The organism is uncultured Ruminococcus sp. (genome assembly GCF_937915125.1).
GTDB lineage: Bacteria > Bacillota > Clostridia > Oscillospirales > Ruminococcaceae > Ruminococcus_C.
On the sequence record NZ_CALDMP010000093.1, the window covers coordinates 1 to 19,351 of the forward strand.

Below are 19,351 nucleotides of genomic sequence, written 5' to 3' on the forward strand. Positions count from 1 at the left end.
GTATTCACTGCGCTTTTTGTTTCATCTGACGAAAAATCTGACGGCGCATCTGACACACAATCTTTGTGCGATATTGCCTAGTCTTTTCCCGGAGGGAAAGTATGGAGCGAATGGATATTTTGTCTCTGCCTTTGGATGCACTGGAGGCGCATATGGCAGAGATGGGCGAACCAAAATTCCGTGCAAAACAGATTTTTAACTGGCTGCACCAGAAGCAGGTGACGGAATTTGCAAAAATGACTACACTTTCTCTCCAACTGCGGGAGAGATTAGACAGAATTTTTTGTATAAATAGACTAAATATTGCGAGAAGGCTTGCATCTTCCATAGATGATACGGTAAAATACTTATATGAGCTGCCGGACGGCAACTTTGTGGAGACCGTTCTCATGAACTATCATCATGGAAAGAGCCTGTGTATTTCTACGCAGGTGGGCTGCCGGATGGGCTGCCAGTTCTGTGCATCTACCATTGCTGGCTATGTCCGGGATCTGACTCCGGCGGAGCTGCTGCTGCAAATTTATGAGACACAGCGGAATGCCGGCTGCCGGATTGACAGCCTGGTGCTCATGGGGATCGGCGAGCCTCTGGATAACTTTGAAAATGTAATACAGTTCTTCCGGCTGCTGTCGGATCCCAATGGTTTTGGCATGAGCCTGCGCCATGTGACATTGTCCACCTGCGGACTGGTGCCCAGGATCCGGGAGCTTGCAGACATGAAGCTGGGCGTGACGCTTTCAGTCTCTCTGCACAGTCCGGACAACAGCCGGCGCAGTGAGATCATGCCGGTGAACCGGCGGTATCCAGTGGAGGAACTGCTGGATGCATGCCGGTATTACTTCGAAAAAACCGGGCGGCGTGTGACCATGGAATATGCCGTCATTGACGGGGTGAACTGTACAAAAGCGGACGCAAAACGGCTGGCGGAACGGCTGCACGGGATGCAATGTCATGTGAATCTGATTCCGGTGAATCCTATTGCAGAGCGTGATTTCCGGTCGCTGCGTCAGACGGTGGAACGGTTTCAGAAGGAATTGACAACACTGGGCGTACATGCGACCATTCGCCGGACGCTGGGCAGCGATATCCAGGCGGCATGCGGTCAGCTGCGCCGGGATGCAGACGGGCGGAAAAATGCCCGGGGAACTTCTGATGGAGGTGGTAGAAATTGATGAGTGCAACGCAAACGCACATCGGATATGTACGGGATGAAAATCAGGATCGTGTGGAAATACGGCAGTTCGGAGAAAATCTGCTGTTGGTGGTCTGCGACGGCATGGGCGGCGAACGCTCCGGCAGTAAGGCGAGTACCATGGCGACAGATGTTTTTTTCGAACATTTTGAAGAGGGATATACAGATGATATGGACGCCTACAGCGTGCGTTCTCTACTGCTCTCCTCGGTTTCTGCTGCAAATTCCGTGGTGTACACCACCGCACGGATGGATTATCAGAATTTCGGAATGGGTACGACCTGTGTTGCCGCTTTTGTCAGCGATAGCTACATCGCTGTGGCAAATGTGGGTGACAGCCGGGCATATCTTTTGACAGATGAGACTATGGAGCAGATCACCGTAGATCATACAGTGGTGCATATGCTCATGGAAAAGGGAGAGATCACAAAGGCGGAAATGGAGACACACCCACAGCGGCATATGCTCATGAAAGCGGTGGGTGTGGAACGGACAGTGTGCCCGGATTTTTTTCGCATTGATCTGGAAGAGAATCAGCCATTCCGGTTGCTGCTCTGTTCCGATGGGCTTTCGGGATTTTGTTCGGATGCAGAGATTCAGGCGATTCTGAGCGAGGAACTGCCGGCAGAGGAGATTACCCAGAAGCTGGTAGATGCAGCTTTGGAAAAGGGCGGAAGAGATAATATTTCTGTTGCGATTGTAACAGCGTCATAAAACGGAGGAATCAGAAGGTATGGACAAGGATAAATTCATTGGAACAAGACTTGACGGCCGCTATGAACTGACAGAGCTTGTGGGCGAAGGCGGCATGGCAAATGTATACCGTGCCATTGATGTGTTGGACAACCGCATGGTGGCTGTGAAAATTCTCAAAACAGAATATTCCGAGAGCGAGGAATTCCAGCGTCGGTTCCGCAACGAATCCAAGGCAATTGCAGTGATGTCCCACCCGAATATTGTCAAGATCTATGACATGGGCTTTTCGGATAAGGTACAGTACATTGTCATGGAGTATATCGACGGCATCACCCTGAAGGATTACATTGACAGTGAACGTGTTCTGAACTGGAAGGATGCGGTACATTTTGTCATCCAGATCCTCCGTGCTTTGCAGCATGCACACAACCGCGGCATTGTCCACCGGGATATCAAGCCCCAGAATATCATGCTGCTGACCGATGGCACTATCAAGGTCATGGACTTCGGTATTGCAAAATTTGCCCGGGAAGAAAGCCGTACTGCAACAGATCAGGCGATCGGTACAGTGCATTATATCAGTCCGGAACAGGCACGTGGCGATGTGACAGATGCAAAGAGTGATATTTACTCTGTGGGCGTGATGTTCTATGAAATGCTGACAGGAAAGAAGCCCTTTGATACGGACAATCCTGTTTCCATTGCCGTGATGCACATGCAGAATGTGGCAGTGCGTCCCAGAGACATTAACCCGAACATTCCCTCTGGTCTGGAAGAAATCATCATGCATGCCATGGAGAAGGATTCTTCCAAACGATATCAGAGCGCTACGGACATGATCCGGGATATTGAAGCGTTCAAGGCAGATAACCAGATCATTTTCGGCTACTATAACGTGCCGGAATCTTCCGGAAGAACGCAGTATTTCACGCCACCGGCACAGAATGACGGACGTCCTCAGCGCGGCAATCATACCTATGATAAAACCAATCAGGACGATTACTATGATAATTACACGAATGAGCCGGAGCAGGAACGGAGCAAATCTCTGGTCATTCCGATTCTGGCAGCGGTGACATTTGCTGTGGTCATTGCGGCAGCCATCATTATTTTCCTGTTCGTAGGTCAGAGCACCAGCGGCTCCAATAGTTCCACTGATGAGGTGCCTTATGTTATCGGCATGAATTATGAGGAAGCTGTACTGAATTATCCGAACATTGAATTCGAAGTGGCAGAGCAGGATTATACGGACAAATATGATGTGGATATTATCTACAAGCAAAATGTGGAAGCTGGTCAGTTTGTTAAGAAAAACGATGATGGCAAGATCGAACTGGCAGTTGCCGTCAGCAAGGGTGTTCAAAAAGTGCAGATCCCTGATCTGACCAATTATACCTCCGATGAAGCAGAAGAGGTATTGAAGGGGCTTGGTCTGGTTGCTGAACTGAAAAAGACACAGAGTACTTCTGAAGAAAATATCGAAGTCGGTCATGTCATTAAGACAGACCCGGAAAAGCTGTCCGAGGTGACTGTTGGACAGACGGTTACTGTATATGTGAGTCAGGGCGTTGCCGTAGATGAAACCGATGTGCCGAAATTTGTGGGCATGACCCTGGAAGAAGCGCAGAAGGAATGCGAGCACCGCAATCTGAAAGTGGAAGTGATCGAAGAACCCTCCACAGAAGAAAAAGGTGTTGTCATTAAGCAGGATCCGGAGCAAGGAAAGGTCGTGGTTTCCGGTTCAACCATTAAGCTGACTGTTAGCAACGGCGAAGAACCAGAGGGTGAAGTATCCTACGGTCTGCTAAATCTGCCCACTAGCAACATGAGCGGTATGTACACTCTGAGCTTTACCACAGACGAGGACGGTGTCATCGCAAGCTATCAGTTTGTGGCAGAAAATCTGGACAGCAGTTCTGTGACAGCTAAAGTTAAGGGAAAAGGCGTCAAGACCGTCAAGGTTTCTGTGACTAGTGCACAGAGTGGTAAAACGGCACCAGTGGGCACTTATACCTTCGACTTTGCCAACAAGACCTTTTCAGCATCCAGCGAGAGCATTGACCAGGCATTTTCGTCTGTTGCTGTTCTGACGACACCGGCAATGACAGAAGCACCTGCACCGTCAGAACCTGTTACGGCGGATGGAACGGAGGGCGAATGATATGAAAAGTCCTGTTGCCATCCCAGAAGGTGCACAGGGCAGAATCATAACATCGGTAGGAGGTCTCTACACAGTAGAGACCTTTTCCGGTATCTGCACCTGTAAAGCACGAGGCGTGTTCCGCAAACGTGGCATTGTGCCCTATGTCGGAGACTATGTATTGCTTTCAGACGACAATGTTATCACAGAGATTCTGCCAAGAAAAAACAGCATCCTGCGGCCGCCGGTGGCAAATCTGGATCAGATCCTGTTTGTGGTCTCTTCCTGCCATCCGTCTCCCAATCTTTTGCTGCTGGATTCTTTTCTGGCAGTGGCAATTTATCAGGAGATTGAACCAGTTCTGGTTGTGACAAAGGTCGATCTGGATGCTGGGGAAGAATTGTGCCGGCTGTATGAACATGCAGGAATTCCGGTCATGGTTGTAGATTATCAGAAACCGGAGACGGTGGACGCCGTGGCACAACGACTGTCCGGCAGGATCAGCATGATGACCGGCAATTCCGGGGTGGGAAAATCCACACTGCTCAATGCCATTGAACCGTCTCTCCAGCTGCCTGTGGGAGAAATCAGCGAAAAACTGGGGCGCGGCAGGCATACCACACGGCAGGTACAGCTGTATCCCTGCGCCGGAGGGTATCTGGCAGATACACCGGGATTTTCTACCTTTGAGGTGGAGCAGTATCTTCAGATGGAGAAGGAGCGGATCGCCGACTGTTTTCCGGAATTCCGGCAGTATTTCGGCGAGTGCCGGTTCTCGGACTGCGCCCATGTCTGTGAAAAAGGCTGTGCTATTGTGGAAGCGGTACAGAACGGTGAGATTGCCAAGAGTCGCCACGATTCCTATGTATCCCTCTACCAGACGGCAAAGCAGAGAAAGGCGTGGGAATCATGAAGCGTGCGGTGATATTTGGCGGTGCGCCGGTGATTCCATCGGAACAGCCGCCGGTGCCGGAGGCGGATTGTTATATTTGTGCAGATGCTGGTGTGCGATTGGCGCAGGCACTTGGCGTGACACCGGACTGGATCGTGGGAGATTTCGATTCCCTGGGGGAAATCCCGGAGGGATCGGATGTGGCAGTTTATCCGGCGGAAAAGGATGATACTGATCTGATTCTGGCGGCGAAATATGCTTTATCGAAAGGCTGCACGGAACTGATTTTTTACGGTGCGTTGGGCGGCAGATTGGATCATACGATCGCCAATTTGCAGATGCTGCGGATGGTGGCGGATGCCGGCGCACGTGGCATTTTGGTGGACGACAGGCACTGGGTCACGCTGCAGCGCGGCGGTACCGCACGGTATCCCCGGCGTGAAGATTATTTTTCCCTGTTTTCTCTGACGGAGACCTGTGAGGATGTGACGCTGGAAGGTGTGGCATATCCGTTGGCACATGGAACACTGTCCGGAACGTTTCCCCTGGGGGTCAGCAATGAGATCATAGCGGAGGAAGCAGTTGTGACAGTGGGAAAAGGAGATTTGTTGGTAGTTTTTGCGAGAGATCCAATCTGTGCGAAGCACAGGCAATGAAGATCACCTTTAAAAATGATATCCGTCTTGCGGTATATGCCGTAAGACGGCTTTTTTTACGCCGATGTATCAGGCATATTAGAGACAAGCTTCACATAGAATGGAACAAAGCAACAGACAAGCAGAACAGGAGGACGTATGGAAGCGAACGGAATCATGACAGTCATGCGATATTTACCTTCACAGGTACAGGCGGCGCTGCGGCAGATGTCGGGAGAAGAACTGGCGCAGATACAGGAGATCCGTCTCCGGGCAGAACGCCCTGTGGCAGTTGCCATAGGGTACCGTGAACAGTTCCTCACAGAACACGGAACAAGAACGGATATTCCATCCCGGGCAATCTCCATGACCCAGCAGACAGTGGAACGGGTATTTCAGGCGGTGTGTGAATATTCCGTCTATCGGTATACCAAGGAGATCTGCGATGGATTTGTCACAGTATCCGGCGGAAATCGGGTGGGCATTGCCGGGTCGGCAGTCTATCGGGATGGCATGCTCTCCCAGGTTCGCTATATTAGCGGACTGAATTTCCGCATATCCCATGCAGTGACCGGCTGTGCACAGATGCTTTATGGGCAAACATGCAGTACAAGACCAAATAGTCTGCTGCTTGCCGGTGCAGTAGGGTCGGGAAAAACCACCATGCTTCGGGATCTGTGTCGACTGTTGGGAGCATCCCATCGGGTGACACTGGTGGATGAACGCAGTGAGATTGCTGCAATGCATCATGGCGTACCACGGTATGACGTGGGCTTACATACAGATGTGCTGGACGGCTTCCCACGTGCAGAGGGACTGCTGACAGCACTGCGTGTTCTGACGCCGGAGGTGCTGATCTGTGATGAGATCGGCACAGAAGCAGATGCAGAGGCAATTCTTCGTATGCACGGCTGCGGCGTGCCGGTGATCGCTTCTGCCCATGCAGCATCCTGGACAGATCTGGAACAGCGCCCGGTGCTGCGGAAACTCATGGAGCAAGGCGTTTTCTCCTATGCGGCAATGCTTTCGCCGGAACAGCAGGGAACGGTGCAGTCATTGCGCCGGGTGGCATCATGCTGAAGCTGTTGGGGTTGTTTTTTATCGTGTTCTCCGGGGCAGGGGCAGGCTTTCTGGCGGCAATGGGACTTCGTCAGGAACGGATCATTATGGAACGGCTGTGCCAGATGCTTCGGGAATTGTCGGTGCAGATGGAATTTCGCGGGGCTTCGGTGCAGGAACTGCTGGAACAATTGGCGCAGGAGCCGGCGTATGAGATGTTTTCTTTTCCGGAACGGACGCTTGCGGAATTGCAATCCGGCGTGCCCCTTTGCACAGCATGGCGTACCGGATTGCAGGCGGATACGGCAGTGCCGGAAAATGCCAGACAGTTGCTTCTGCCTCTGGGGGATGAATTGGGCGTCAGTGATCTCTGCGGACAAGTCGAGACACTGGCGCAATATCGGCAGCAGCTGGAACCATATGCAGAGGAGACACGGAACCGCTGTACCCAGCGCCAGCGGCTGTATGTCAGCATGGGCGTACTGGGCGGTCTGATGGCGGCAATTCTGTTTTGTTAATGGGTCGTATTTGTAGGGTATTATCTGCACGAATACAAACAAACCTTGAAATCTTACCATAATCAGAAATAGCTTAATAAGTGGAAAGAAGGGATGTTTTCAAAATGGATATCGACCTTATTTTTAAAATTGCCGGGACTGGCATAATCGTTGCGGTGCTGAATCTGGTGCTGAAACGTGCCGAACGGGAGGAACAGGCGATGATGACGACCCTTGCCGGACTGGTGGTCGTGCTGATGCTTCTGGTGGATCAGATCGGTACACTTTTTGAGCGTGTCAAGTCGGTGTTCGGGCTATGATCGGTGAGACAACGACTGCTGCCGCAGTTTGTATTATCGCTGCCATTTTTGCAACGCTACTCAAACAGTACTGCCGGGAACATGCCATGTTCTGCGTCATTGGCGCTTGTGTAGCAGTGGGAATCGCAGCGGTTGCATATCTGACACCCATTGCAGAAAGTGTCAATGCATTGTTCCAAAAAACCGGACTGCCTCAGGCTTATCTGGAAACCCTGTGGAAAGCGCTGGGCATCTGTTATCTTACCGGGATCGCCGGAGACCTCTGTCAGGACTGCGGAGAAACAGCGCTGGCTCGGACTGTAGAACTGTGGGGAAGATTATCTTTGGTTTTACTGGCACTGCCTCTGCTGGAATCCCTTTTGAATACAGTGACGGAGGTGCTGGCATGAAAAAGATCTGGATTTCCCTGACGATTGCAGGACTTCTGTTGTTGACTCTGGGCTGGTGGTGTGCTGTGCCGGCGCATGCGGAAGAAGATGACATGACCCATACCTTTGCGGAGGAAAGCGGAAGTGCAGATGTGACAGATTCCCTGGATTGGGACGTGCAGTCGGTGCTGGATCGACTGGGTCTTTCTGTGTCTGATCCCACCAAAATCGCCGAAGCGTTTACCCTTTCTACGGTGTGGGACGTGCTGGGGGAGTATATTTCGGAATACGTGGAACGTCCCTTTCAGATGCTCGCCGGGCTGCTGACGGTGATTATCTTTGCTGCGTTGTTACAGGGACTTCACAGTGGTAACATGCGTAATGGGACAGAACAAGTATTCGAATTTCTCTGCGCTCTGGCAGCGGTGGGGATCCTGGCAGAGCCTTTGTGTCAGAGCTTTACTGCCGTAGAGAATGCACTGAATCAGGGGGCGGAGTTTATGCTGGTTTTTGTGCCGGTTTTTGCCGGGATACTGGCGGCAGGTGGTACTGCTGGCAGTGCGGTTTGTTACCAGACGGCAGTCATTGCACTGGCGGATGGGGTCATGCAGGTGATTACTCGTGTGCTACTACCTTTTTGTACCATGGGCTTTGCCCTTGCCATTGTGGATGCAGTCAGTCCCTCGGTTTCTGTCAGCGGACTTCTGACCTTGTCCAAAAAAGTGACCACCTGGGTACTAGGTCTGTTTATGTCCATTTTTCTGGGCGTATTGTCCATGCAGAACTGGATTACCGGCAGTGTGGATACGGCAGCCACAAAGACAACGAAATATGTCATTTCCAATTTTGTACCAGTGGTGGGAAGTGCCGTTTCCGATGCGTATACTGCCGTGCGGAGCAGCCTGCAAATTCTGCGAAGTACTACCGGCGTGATCGGCATAGCGGCGATCTGTATTCTGTTCCTGCCGCCTCTGGTACAGCTGCTGCTGTATCGCGGCGTGGTGGCAATCGGCACGGCGGCGGCGGAATTGTTCGGTACTCAGCGTTTGCTGCGGCTGCTCCGGGGAACGCAGCAGGTTCTTGCCATTGCCTTTGCACTGCTGGTGTGCTTTGGCGTGATGTTTGTGGTGGCAACAGCGATCGCCATGACCCTTGGCAAAGGGAACGCATGAATATCTTGAGTTTGGGATGAGGTGGAGTTGTCATGGAAACAATGCGTGCCATTGTACTGGTCACCTGCGTGATCAGCTTGCTCAGCGGTGTGCTGGATGCCCTTCGCCCCAATGCCAAGTTTGACCGACAGATGCGGCTGCTGCTGTCGGCGGTGTTTCTGTTGGCGATTTTGACGCCACTGGTGAAAGGGGTAGGGGAAATGCAGGTGAACTGGGACAGCGATGTGACAATATCCCAGGATCTGACTGCCGCCATGGCAGTACAGACAGAAGCCTATGCTGTGGAAAATCTGGAAAACACATTGCAGGAACTGCTGCAAAAGGGCGGTGTTACAGATGCGGAAGTAGAGGTGGAAATGCATATTACAGAGGACAACAGCATAGAGATAGAGCATGTAACGGTTTTCTGCGAGGACACGGAGACGGCAGAATCGCTGCTGGCAGAGTGCCTGGGAGAAGAGGTGAAAATTGATGTGGAAAAAGCTTCTTGAGCAGCTGAAAGGCAGTTTCAAAGGTGAAAAAGGCGTGCGGCTTGTGGTGATCCTGGGTGTTGCCGGTCTGGCACTGATCCTGCTTTCCGGATTCCTGCCGGAAAAGGAGAAACAGGTAGCGGAATCTACGGCGGCTGAATCGTCAGCATCCGATGTGTCTGCGGAGTTGCAGGCGTATTGCCATGCGCTGGAGGAACGCTTGGTGACCATTCTGGAGCAGGTAGACGGCGTGGGACATTGTCAGGTAATGCTGACTGCCACCGGTACTGCGGAAACGGTCTACGCTCAGGACGAAGAGGAAGATCAGGCGGATTCCCGGACACAGTCCCAGCGGAAATGTGTGATCGTCTCCGACAGCGAGGGTGAACGCCCTTTGGTGCAGCAGATCGTTTCGCCGGAGATCGGCGGCGTCATTGTGGTGTGCAGCGGCGCATCCAGCAGTGTGGTGCAGGAGCGTGTGACGAATGCCGTACAGGCTGTGCTGGACATTCCAGCGAGCCGGATCTGTGTTGTCCCGACCCAGAAATGAAAAATCGTATTGGAGGAAAAGTTATCATGAAAAAACCATCTTTGATCATTGGAAAAAAACAGATCATTCTGTCCTGCCTGACGTTGATGCTTGCAATCGCCGTGTATGTCAACTATGCCATGTCTGACGGAAAGCTGAAAACTGCAGAGGTACAATCCAATGACGGCATTACCTACGGCGATACAGCGTTTGTCAATGCCCAGGCAGATGATGTTTCGGAAAAAGATGATGCAGAAGCCGCAGAGGACAGTACAGATGCATCGTCCGCAACTGCTGATGCATCTTCTACTGCGGCAAATGCAGAGAATGTGGCATCAGATCTGGAGGCGGCAGGCAGTGCGGAAAATTATTTTGCCCAGGCACGTCTGGAACGGACTGCCAGCCGGGATGAAAGCGTGGCAACGCTCCAGTCCATTCTGGGCGGCGGTGACCGGACGGAGGATGAGCTTGTGACAGACGCCATTGCTGCGGTGGAAACTTCTAAGCTCATTGAAAGCGAAAGTACCATTGAATCTCTTATCAAAGCCCAGGGTTATCCCGACTGCATCGTCTATCTGGACGGGGAAAGTGCCAAGGTTGTGGTGCAGACAGAGGGGCTGGATGCAGCCCAGGCAGCAGCCATCAAAGACATCATTTTGGGGGAGGTATCAATTTCCGCAGAAAATATTCGAATTTTTGAGGTAAAATAGTTGTCTCAATCGAATTTTTTTGGTATAATAGAAGAAAGAACTTGTTCGGACGGCGGAAATTCCGGCGGCATACCACAGGCGATTTCTTTGGATTGTGCAGAAATACATAGCGATACCAAAAGAAAGAAAATCGAAATGTGGAAAGCTGCTGCATCTGTCGTTACAGCAGCTTTCTTTTTTGCTGTATTTCGAATTTGATCGGATCGCCCTTTTTATTGGAAAGATCTGTAAAAATCAGGATGTGGAGGTTGTTATGACAAAACACGAAACCAGAGAATATGCTTTTTTACTGTTATACGAGGCAATGGTACGGGCTGAGGAAATTGATTCCATTGAAGCGCTGTACGCATCGACGGAGGAAATGCTGGAGCTGCCGGTGCCGGAGCGTGTGAAGCGTTATGTCAGCGGTGTACTCTCCCAGGCACAGGAACTGGATCAGATCATTGAAGCCCATAGCAAGCAGCGCAGTCTGAGCCGTGTTCCGGCAATCAACCGGTCGATCCTGCGGCTGGCACTCTATGAATTGAAAAATATGCCGGACACCCCGGTGAATGTGGTGATCAGCGAAGCAGTCCAGCTTTCCCAGGCGTATGCCTATGCAGAGGACACAGCTTTTGTCAACGGTGTGCTGGGTGCCTATGCAAGGTCTGAAAAGGCTGCAAAGGAGGATACCGGGAATGGCGCAGATTCTGGGAATTGACACCAGTAATTATACCACGTCTGCGGCAGTGTTGGATCTGGAGACAGGTACAGTGCACCAGGAAAAGCAGTTACTTCCGGTAAAAGCCGGTGCGGCAGGACTGCGGCAGAGTGATGCCGTATTTCACCACACAAGGCAGCTTCCGGAACTGCTAGAACGGCTTCAATCCCGAATGCAGGAGAAAGAACTGTGCGCCATTGGTGTTTCATCCCGACCACGGAATCTGGAAGGCTCTTATATGCCTTGTTTTTTGACGGGACTGGGAACGGCACGGAGTATTGCTTCTGTGAATGGACTGCCCCTGCATGTGACATCTCACCAGATCGGGCATGTACTGGCGGCACTCTATTCCGCCGGAAAGCTGGCATTCTGCAAGCAGTCCTTTCTGGCGTTCCATGTCAGCGGAGGTACAACGGATTCCCTGTACTGCGAGCCGGACGAAACAGATTTGCTGCGGATCACACCCTGCGGCACATCTCTTGATCTGAAAGCGGGACAGGCAATTGATCGTGTCGGTCTTATGCTGGGGATGCAATTTCCCTGCGGTGCGGCACTGGAACAATTGGCGCTGCAAAGCCGGAAGCAGATGCGTGTCCGTCCTGTTATTCGGGGCATGGACTGCTGTCTGTCCGGACTGGAAAACAAGTGCCGTTCCATGCTGGAACAAGGCGAATTGCCGGAAGATATTGCAAAATTCTGTCTGCTGACTGTGGCAGAGACTATCATTGCCATGACAAAGGCGGCACAGGAAAAATACGGCGCATTACCGGTAATCTATGCCGGAGGCGTGATGTCCAACCGGATGATTCGCCCCATGTTGTCTGCCCAGGCGGAATGTTATTTTGCAGAGCCGGATTGTGCCTGCGACAATGCCGTAGGCGTGGCAGTCTATGGGGCACTGCGGGAAAAGAGAGGCGCATTATGGCAATTTTAAGTGTAACGCAGCTGAACCGTTATGTGGGATTCAAACTGAAAGAGGATCATGCCTTACAGGGGATACTGGTGCGCGGAGAGATCTCCAATTTCACCAACCACTATCGTTCGGGGCATCTTTACTTTACTCTGCGTGATGAAGAAAGCGGTGTAAAGGCTGTCATGTTCCGGGGCAATGCCCAGCGGCTGCGGTTTGTACCTCAGGACGGTATGCGTGTCATTGCAGCGGCAACGGCGTCTCTCTATGAACGGGACGGCACATTTCAGCTGTATGTGACAGATTTGCAGCCGGACGGTGCCGGAATGCAGGCACTTGCTCTGGAACAGCTGAAGAAAAAGCTCACGGCAATGGGTGTATTCGATACGGCGGCAAAGCGTCCTCTTCCTGCCATGCCCCGGAAAATCGGCGTGATTACGTCGGATACGGGAGCGGCATTACAGGATGTGAAAAACGTGGTGGGACGGCGGTATCCCATCGGGCACTTGCTGGTATATCCGGCGCAGGTGCAGGGAGATGCGGCGGCGGATTCCGTATGCCGTGCCATTGGTGCGGCAGAGCATGACGGCTGTGATGTCCTGATCGTGGGACGGGGCGGCGGTTCAGCAGAGGACTTGCAGGCATTCAATACGGAAAAAGTGGTCATGGCCATTTATAACTGTACGGTGCCCATTGTCTCCGCTGTGGGACATGAGACAGACTGGACCCTGGCAGATGCGGCAGCTGATCTGCGTGCGCCTACGCCGTCAGCGGCAGCAGAATTGGCAGTGCCGGATGTGGGGCAGATGATACAGCAGGTACAGGATCTGACACGGCGGATGGAATCGGCTGTAGCGCAGCAGATGCTGCGGAAACAGCAGGAACTGGGGCGGCTGTGCGATCGTCTGCGGATGCAGTCGCCGGAGCATCGCCAGGAAATGGCGCAGAAGGAACTGGAAAACTTGTATCTGCGTCTGGTCAAGGGCGGTGCATCTGTTCTGGAACGCTGTGAGCAGCATTTGCAGCAGCAGGCGGTACGGCTGGATATGCTCAGTCCTTTGAAGATCCTGGGGCGTGGCTATGCGCTGGCGTATCATGGGGATACGCTGGTACGCAATGCGCAGCAGGTAAGTGCTGGTGATGTGCTGCGGATCCGGCTGGCTGAGGGTGAGATTAAAGCAGAGGTGTGCAATTCCTGTGAATAAGAGATTTTGGAAAAGGATGGTGTGAATGATGTGGGATGCAATATCTTATCATCGGTTTGGAAAAGAACGAATACAGCCATCTATAGATTTGGCAAATCGGATTGAGATAAAAGAATGCAAACGGATACTGGATGTCGGATGCGGTTCTGGGATGAGTACGATTTCCATCCGAAACCGGTTTCCGGATGCTGAAATTGTCGGAGTTGATTTGTCTGAAAATATGCTGGAAAAAGCAAAGGAATGCATGAATGATGTGACCTGGATCCAGCGAGATTGCAGTAAGCCGCTGACAGATCTGGGGACTTTTGATCTTGTTTTCTCAAACGCATTTTTACAGTGGCTGGACAATCAGGAAGAATTTATTCAAAATACAAGGGCTCTGCTAAATCCAGATAGTGTGCTGGCAATGCAAATTCCTGACTTTGATGAGATGCCGATTTCTGATATCATCAAGGAAACGGCGCAATCATACGATAGGAAAAATAAGCTCTTTTGTTTTGAACGTACCTGTAACAACTTTTCAGCCAGGACTTATTATGATATGTTCACATCCTGTTATTCTGATGTGGAGGTCTGGCAGACGAACTATTATCATCAAATGGACAGCAGCGATGCAATCGTAGATTTTGTGCAGAGTACGGCATTGATTCCATATTTATCATGTCTGACAGAAGAACAAGCAGCAGAATTTATTGCAATGCTGAAATATGAAACAGCAAAACAATATCAACCATGCGGAGATGGAACGGTTTTGTTTCCATTCTATCGGCTTTTCTTTATCGCAAGGAATCATTCATAGCCGATGTAGGAATAATGGTATTTGAAGAATATTTGGAATAGCTGTGGGAAATGACTCGAAGCTGGAAGAGGGGAATCATTATGTTTGGGCGACCAATGGTCGTCTCTACAAAGTATCCCGATTGTCACAATATGATTGATTTAAAATAGGGCATCTCTAAAAACCTCGAATCCGTCAGATGTGGTGCAGATTTGCGACAGATTCCCTTGCGAAAAAAATGTAGGAATACTCGATGTATTTCAAGTTTTTTCGCAAGGGAAGATGGCGTAAAGATGCGCCGCAGATGACGGGTGAGCGGGTTTTTAGAGGTGACCAATAGGAAGGAGCGGAGTGCCATGGCGTTTGAAGAACATATGAAACAGCTGCGGGAACTGACCCAGAAACTGGAACAGGGGAGTCTCTCGCTGGAAGAAGCGGTAAATGTATATACACAGGGTATGCAGCTGGCGGCGGCGTGTCAGGAGGAATTGCAGACGGCAAAGCTGCAGATCTCCAAGCAGACCGTGCCCATGCAGGAAAAGGAGGATGCGGCAGATGGAATCGAAGCATAAACAGCGGCTGGAAGAACTGGCGGCAGCGGTGGAACAGCAGCTTCTGACCTATGTCCAGGTGACGCCGGAGACACAGCGGCAGGCAAAGGTAGTGGAAGCCATGCGTTATTCTCTGGAGGCAGGAGGCAAGCGGATCCGCCCGGTGCTGGTGCTGGAATTCTGCCGGCTCTGCGGCGGGACACAGGAACAGGCGATGGCAGCAGCTTGTGCCATTGAAATGATACATACCTTTTCTCTGATCCACGATGATCTACCCGAAATGGACAACGATGATTACCGCCGGGGCAGACTGTCTTGTCATAAGGCGTTCGGTCATGCGGTGGCATTGCAGGCAGGGGATGCACTCTCGGCGGCGGCATTCGAGGTACTGATCAATGACCCTGTGCTGGAATCATCAGTGAAGATACAGCTGCTCCATATTCTGGCGGAAATCACTGGCGCTGCCGGTATGATCGGCGGTCAGATCATGGATATGGCATTTGAGACCCGCAGTGATGTGACACTGGAGGAACAGGAGGCTATGTGTGCCGCAAAGACCGGTGCCCTGATTCGAGGCGCATGCCGTCTGGGATGCACAGCGGCAGGTGCTCCGGCAGAACAAATCGCTCTTGCAGATCAGTACGGCGCAAAGCTGGGACTGGCGTTCCAGATCGTGGATGATATTCTGGATGTGACCAGTACTTCTGAAGTGCTGGGAAAACCGGTGGGCAGTGATGCACAGGAGGGGAAAACGACCTTCGTGACCCTGTTGGGACTGGAACAGGCACGTCAGAAAGCGGCTGTGCTGACAGAGGAAGCAAAGGCAATCCTGGCGCAGTTTCCGGATCATGCATTTTTGCTGGATCTGACGGAAGAGCTTTTGATGCGTGAAAAATAAATTAAAGGAGTGGAACCTGCGGCAAACAGAGGGCGCAGGAAATGAAAAAATGGATCAGAAAAAATTGCCGGATCCCGGCGAATTGCTGCTGTCTCAGCTGCATTCTCCCAAGGATCTGAAAAAAATGACGCCGGCACAATGTCAGGTGCTCTGTCAGGAGATTCGAAGTCTCCTGGTGGAGACCATTTCGAAAACCGGCGGACATCTGGCTTCGAATCTCGGCTCCGTGGAACTGACGGTGGCAATGCACCGGGTGTTTTCTTCCCCGGATGATAAATTTGTATGGGATGTGGGACACCAGTGTTATACCCATAAGATCCTCACGGGACGGATGCAACAGTTTTCCACCATCCGGCAGGAAAACGGTATTTCCGGTTTCCCGAAGCCGAAGGAATCCGAACACGACAGCTTTATCAGCGGGCATAGCAGTACTGCCATTTCCGTGGCGTGCGGTATTGCCGAGGGTATGCGACTGCAAGGTGACCGGGAACATTTTGCCATTGCTGTGGTAGGTGACGGTGCTATGACCGGCGGCCTTTCCTATGAGGGATTGAACAATGCCGGAAAATCCGGGAATAATCTCATTGTGATCCTCAACGACAATGAGATGTCTATTTCCAGAAATGTGGGTGCACTGGCACGTTATCTGTCGTCCATGCGCAGCAGCGAGGGCTATGTCCGCACCAAAAAAGCGGTGGAACGCCGTCTGAACCGAACGGCTGTTATTGGTCCGTCTGTGGCAAAGGTCATCAAGAATTCCAAGAGCGTGGTGCGTGAGGCGCTGCTTCAATCGGCTACCATGTTCGAGGATTTCGGGTTTGTATACCTGGGACCTGTGGATGGGCATAATATTGAAGATCTGGAAGAAGTACTTCTGGCGGCAAAAGAGTATCACAAGCCGGTCTTTGTCCATGTACATACCGTCAAGGGCAAGGGCTATGCGCCGGCAGAGGAGAATCCCGACGAATACCACGGCATTTCCAAATTTGACATAGAAACCGGCAACCCGGAGGTATCGGGGACAGATTCCTATTCCGATGTATTCGGCAAGGAACTGGTGTACCTGGCACAGCAGGATCCCCGGATCTGCGCTGTGACGGCGGCAATGGAGCACGGCACAGGACTCCATCATTTTGCCCGGAGATTTCCGGGACGCTATTATGATGTGGGCATTGCCGAACAGCACGCAGTAACTTTTTCGGCGGCACTGGCGTCTACAGGGGAACTGCCTGTGTTTGCAGTGTATTCCTCATTCTTGCAGCGTGCCTATGACCAGTTGATGCATGATGTCGCCATCGGCGGTCTCCATGTGGTACTGGGTGTAGACCGTGCCGGCGTGGTTGGTGAGGACGGCGAGACCCATCACGGCTTATATGACGTATCCTATCTGAGTACTGTGCCGGGTGCGGTGATGTATGCGCCGGCATGTTATGACGAGCTTCGTCTTTGTCTGCGCCGGGCACTGTATCGGGATAAGGGACTTGCTTGTGTGCGTTATCCCAGAGGTTCCGATAACAGCGTCTTTGACAAGAGTGCGCTGAATACGGAATATACCCATGTCTCCGGCACAAAAACCGATGTGCTGTATATTTCCTATGGACGTGTCTATGACTATCTGTATCGTGCCAGCCGCCGCGCCAGAGAACAGGGAATGCCCTGCGATCTGCTGAAGCTGACTCGCATCTTTCCTTTGGCGGATGCCGTAGTGGAAATTGCCATGTCCTATGGGTATGTGGTATTTCTGGAAGAAGCATATTATTACGGTGGTATTTCCCAGTTGTTCGGCGATCTGCTGATGGAACGGGGATATACTGGCACTTACCGCCGCATTGCCCCCAAGCAGTATCTGACTCAGGCATCTATTGCCTCCCAGATGGAGACAATGGGGCTATCTGAAAATGCCATTTATCAGGATATGCAGCGTGTGTTCCAGGAGGAATCGCATCATGTCAAGGCTTGATATTGCAGTGGTGCAGTGCGGACTTGCACCCAGCCGTCAGCGTGCCAAGGTACTAATTCAGAACAGACAGATTCTGGTAAACGGCAAGGTCTGCACCAAGCCGGCGTTTTCAGTGACGGATACAGATCAGCTGACCATGGAGGGAACGGATATTCCCTTTGTGGGCAGAGGCGGCTTAAAGCTAGAGCACGCCATACAGACCATGCAGTGGAAACTGGATGGTCTGGTCTGTATGGATATCGGTGCGTCTACCGGCGGTTTCACAGACTGTATGTTACAGCACGGTGCTGCAAAGGTCTATGCAGTGGATGTGGGACACGATCAGCTTGCTCCGTCTCTCCGGGAAGATCCACGTGTGGTGAACTGGGAGGGGACGGATATCCGGCAGGTTCGCCCGGAACAATTGGAAGAACCGATTGACTTTTTTTCCGTGGATGTGTCCTTTATTTCTCTGCATCATGTACTTCCGGCGGCGGTTTCCTTTCTGAAACCCGGCGGCAGGGCTGTAATTCTCATTAAGCCCCAGTTTGAAGCCGGCAGGGAAAATATCGGGAAAAATGGGCTGGTACTGTCTCAGAAGGTGCATTGCCGGGTGCTGGCGGAAATGACAGAATTGTTCCGGCAACTGGGATTGGCAGTGCAGCTGCTGTGTCCTTCGCCCATTCAGGGCGGTTCGGGCAATGTGGAATATCTTGCGGCAGTGGAAAAAGGGGCAGCAGAGACAGTGCTGCCGGATATTGCAGAATTGGCAGCGGCTGCATTTGCAGCGGCGAAAAAGGAGAAAACAGGATGAAAGTGGTGTTATTCCATCATTTGCAAAGGGGCAATGCTGCCCAGGTGGCACGGCATGTGTGCCAGGCACTGCATCGTAACCGCATGGAGGTCTGGGCAGACCCGAAGTGTCTGGAATTGTTCGAGGATATGCCCTTTGTGTGCTATGCACCTTTTCTGGAGGCAATCCGGGATGCTGACGTGGCAATTGCCATCGGCGGTGACGGAACGATTCTGCACTGCGCACGGCATGTGGTGGGAACTACGGCAAAGCTGTTGGGGATCAACACCGGACGGCTGGGATTTCTGGCGTCTATGGAACCGGATCAGATCGGAGAAGTGGCACGACTGCAAACGGGGGATTACCGGGTATCCAGGCGGATGCTTCTTCAGGGAAAGGTGCTGGACGCTTCCGGAAAATGCATCCGGGAGATGACAGCGCTCAATGACATTGTCATTTCCCGGAATTTTTCCCGGGTGGCAGAGTTTACGGTCTCCCGGAACAATGTGGTGCTGGGTGAATACCGTGCGGACGGTATTATTTTCAGTACGCCCACAGGCTCCACGGCGTATGCCCTGTCTGCGGGAGGACCTATCATTGAACCGGAATTTTCCTGTATTGAAATGAATGTGATCTGTCCCCATGCCCTTTCTGCACGTCCCATTTTATTTTCTCCTCACAACGATCTGCAAGTTAATTGTCGGCTGCGGGGAGAACAGGATGTCTATCTCTGTGTGGACGGAGAAAAGCCGGCGGCGTTTTTGTCGTCCCATACGCTGGAGATTTCCGGTTCAGCCCAGACGCTGGATATTCTGGATCTGAGCGGAAATACGTTTTTTGACTCTCTGAGCCGGAAAATGATGCAGTCTCTGAAAGATGGAAGATCGTGAGGTGTGC

22 protein-coding genes are annotated in these 19,351 nt (G+C 51.9%); all 22 read left to right on the plus strand.

Annotation, left to right across the window (positions count from 1 at the left end; translation table 11 throughout):
* The first annotated feature begins 101 nt into the window (after positions 1-101).
* The 22 genes from rlmN to Q0418_RS09420 all read left to right on the plus strand — a co-directional run bounded on the left by rlmN (position 102) and on the right by Q0418_RS09420 (position 19,344).
* Entirely contained in the window at positions 102-1,172 is a 1,071-nt protein-coding gene (gene rlmN / locus Q0418_RS09315) for a 23S rRNA (adenine(2503)-C(2))-methyltransferase RlmN (protein ID WP_298483862.1), read from the plus strand.
* Complete coding sequence (locus Q0418_RS09320) at positions 1,172-1,906, plus strand: Stp1/IreP family PP2C-type Ser/Thr phosphatase (RefSeq protein WP_298483863.1); 735 nt, start codon at positions 1,172-1,174, stop codon at positions 1,904-1,906. The genes rlmN and Q0418_RS09320 overlap by 1 nt, the downstream gene beginning before the upstream one ends.
* Before the next feature lie 19 nt (positions 1,907-1,925).
* The gene (gene pknB / locus Q0418_RS09325; protein ID WP_298483864.1) at positions 1,926-4,049 is read left to right on the plus strand and encodes a Stk1 family PASTA domain-containing Ser/Thr kinase; all 2,124 of its coding nucleotides are present in this window, start codon (positions 1,926-1,928) and stop codon (positions 4,047-4,049) included.
* 1 nt (position 4,050) lies between these two features.
* Entirely contained in the window at positions 4,051-4,941 is an 891-nt protein-coding gene (rsgA, locus tag Q0418_RS09330; RefSeq protein WP_298483865.1) for a ribosome small subunit-dependent GTPase A, read from the plus strand.
* Complete coding sequence (locus tag Q0418_RS09335) at positions 4,938-5,576, plus strand: thiamine diphosphokinase (RefSeq protein WP_298483866.1); 639 nt, start codon at positions 4,938-4,940, stop codon at positions 5,574-5,576. Before rsgA ends, Q0418_RS09335 begins: the two co-directional genes overlap by 4 nt.
* Before the next feature lie 138 nt (positions 5,577-5,714).
* Entirely contained in the window at positions 5,715-6,635 is a 921-nt protein-coding gene (locus Q0418_RS09340; RefSeq protein ID WP_298483867.1) for an ATPase, T2SS/T4P/T4SS family, read from the plus strand.
* Complete coding sequence (locus tag Q0418_RS09345) at positions 6,629-7,132, plus strand: stage III sporulation protein AB (protein WP_298483868.1); 504 nt, start codon at positions 6,629-6,631, stop codon at positions 7,130-7,132. The genes Q0418_RS09340 and Q0418_RS09345 overlap by 7 nt, the downstream gene beginning before the upstream one ends.
* Before the next feature lie 104 nt (positions 7,133-7,236).
* Positions 7,237-7,431, plus strand: coding sequence for a stage III sporulation protein AC (spoIIIAC, locus tag Q0418_RS09350; RefSeq protein ID WP_295217177.1), 195 nt, complete (start codon positions 7,237-7,239; stop codon positions 7,429-7,431).
* The gene (locus Q0418_RS09355; protein WP_298483869.1) at positions 7,428-7,820 is read left to right on the plus strand and encodes a stage III sporulation AC/AD family protein; all 393 of its coding nucleotides are present in this window, start codon (positions 7,428-7,430) and stop codon (positions 7,818-7,820) included. The genes spoIIIAC and Q0418_RS09355 overlap by 4 nt, the downstream gene beginning before the upstream one ends.
* A complete protein-coding gene (locus Q0418_RS09360) occupies positions 7,817-8,971 on the plus strand; it encodes a stage III sporulation protein AE (protein WP_298483870.1) in 1,155 nt (384 codons plus the stop codon). The genes Q0418_RS09355 and Q0418_RS09360 overlap by 4 nt, the downstream gene beginning before the upstream one ends.
* A 32-nt stretch (positions 8,972-9,003) precedes the next feature.
* Positions 9,004-9,462 carry a stage III sporulation protein AF gene (locus Q0418_RS09365; protein ID WP_298483871.1) on the plus strand — a complete coding sequence of 153 codons (459 nt, stop codon included), beginning with the start codon at positions 9,004-9,006 and terminating at the stop codon, positions 9,460-9,462.
* On the plus strand, positions 9,443-9,991 hold the full coding sequence (locus Q0418_RS09370) for a hypothetical protein (RefSeq protein ID WP_298483872.1): 549 nt from the start codon (positions 9,443-9,445) through the stop codon (positions 9,989-9,991). Before Q0418_RS09365 ends, Q0418_RS09370 begins: the two co-directional genes overlap by 20 nt.
* A 26-nt stretch (positions 9,992-10,017) precedes the next feature.
* Positions 10,018-10,680: a SpoIIIAH-like family protein gene (locus Q0418_RS09375; protein ID WP_298483873.1), complete on the plus strand. Its 663-nt coding sequence runs from the start codon at positions 10,018-10,020 to the stop codon at positions 10,678-10,680.
* 253 nt (positions 10,681-10,933) lie between these two features.
* Entirely contained in the window at positions 10,934-11,380 is a 447-nt protein-coding gene (gene nusB / locus Q0418_RS09380; RefSeq protein WP_298483874.1) for a transcription antitermination factor NusB, read from the plus strand.
* Entirely contained in the window at positions 11,358-12,314 is a 957-nt protein-coding gene (locus Q0418_RS09385) for a peptidase M22 (RefSeq protein WP_298483875.1), read from the plus strand. The genes nusB and Q0418_RS09385 overlap by 23 nt, the downstream gene beginning before the upstream one ends.
* Positions 12,302-13,495, plus strand: a complete 1,194-nt coding sequence (gene xseA / locus Q0418_RS09390; RefSeq protein ID WP_298483876.1) for an exodeoxyribonuclease VII large subunit — start codon at positions 12,302-12,304, stop codon at positions 13,493-13,495. The genes Q0418_RS09385 and xseA overlap by 13 nt, the downstream gene beginning before the upstream one ends.
* A gap of 25 nt (positions 13,496-13,520) precedes the next feature.
* Positions 13,521-14,294, plus strand: coding sequence for a methyltransferase domain-containing protein (locus tag Q0418_RS09395; protein ID WP_298483877.1), 774 nt, complete (start codon positions 13,521-13,523; stop codon positions 14,292-14,294).
* Between the two features lie 335 nt (positions 14,295-14,629).
* Positions 14,630-14,845 carry an exodeoxyribonuclease VII small subunit gene (gene xseB, locus Q0418_RS09400; protein ID WP_298483878.1) on the plus strand — a complete coding sequence of 72 codons (216 nt, stop codon included), beginning with the start codon at positions 14,630-14,632 and terminating at the stop codon, positions 14,843-14,845.
* A complete protein-coding gene (locus tag Q0418_RS09405; protein ID WP_298483879.1) occupies positions 14,829-15,722 on the plus strand; it encodes a polyprenyl synthetase family protein in 894 nt (297 codons plus the stop codon). The genes xseB and Q0418_RS09405 overlap by 17 nt, the downstream gene beginning before the upstream one ends.
* 49 nt (positions 15,723-15,771) lie before the next feature.
* A complete protein-coding gene (dxs, locus tag Q0418_RS09410; protein ID WP_298483880.1) occupies positions 15,772-17,682 on the plus strand; it encodes a 1-deoxy-D-xylulose-5-phosphate synthase in 1,911 nt (636 codons plus the stop codon).
* On the plus strand, positions 17,669-18,475 hold the full coding sequence (locus tag Q0418_RS09415; protein ID WP_298483881.1) for a TlyA family RNA methyltransferase: 807 nt from the start codon (positions 17,669-17,671) through the stop codon (positions 18,473-18,475). Before dxs ends, Q0418_RS09415 begins: the two co-directional genes overlap by 14 nt.
* Positions 18,472-19,344: an NAD(+)/NADH kinase gene (locus Q0418_RS09420; protein ID WP_298483882.1), complete on the plus strand. Its 873-nt coding sequence runs from the start codon at positions 18,472-18,474 to the stop codon at positions 19,342-19,344. The genes Q0418_RS09415 and Q0418_RS09420 overlap by 4 nt, the downstream gene beginning before the upstream one ends.
* The last annotated feature ends 7 nt before the right edge of the window (positions 19,345-19,351 follow it).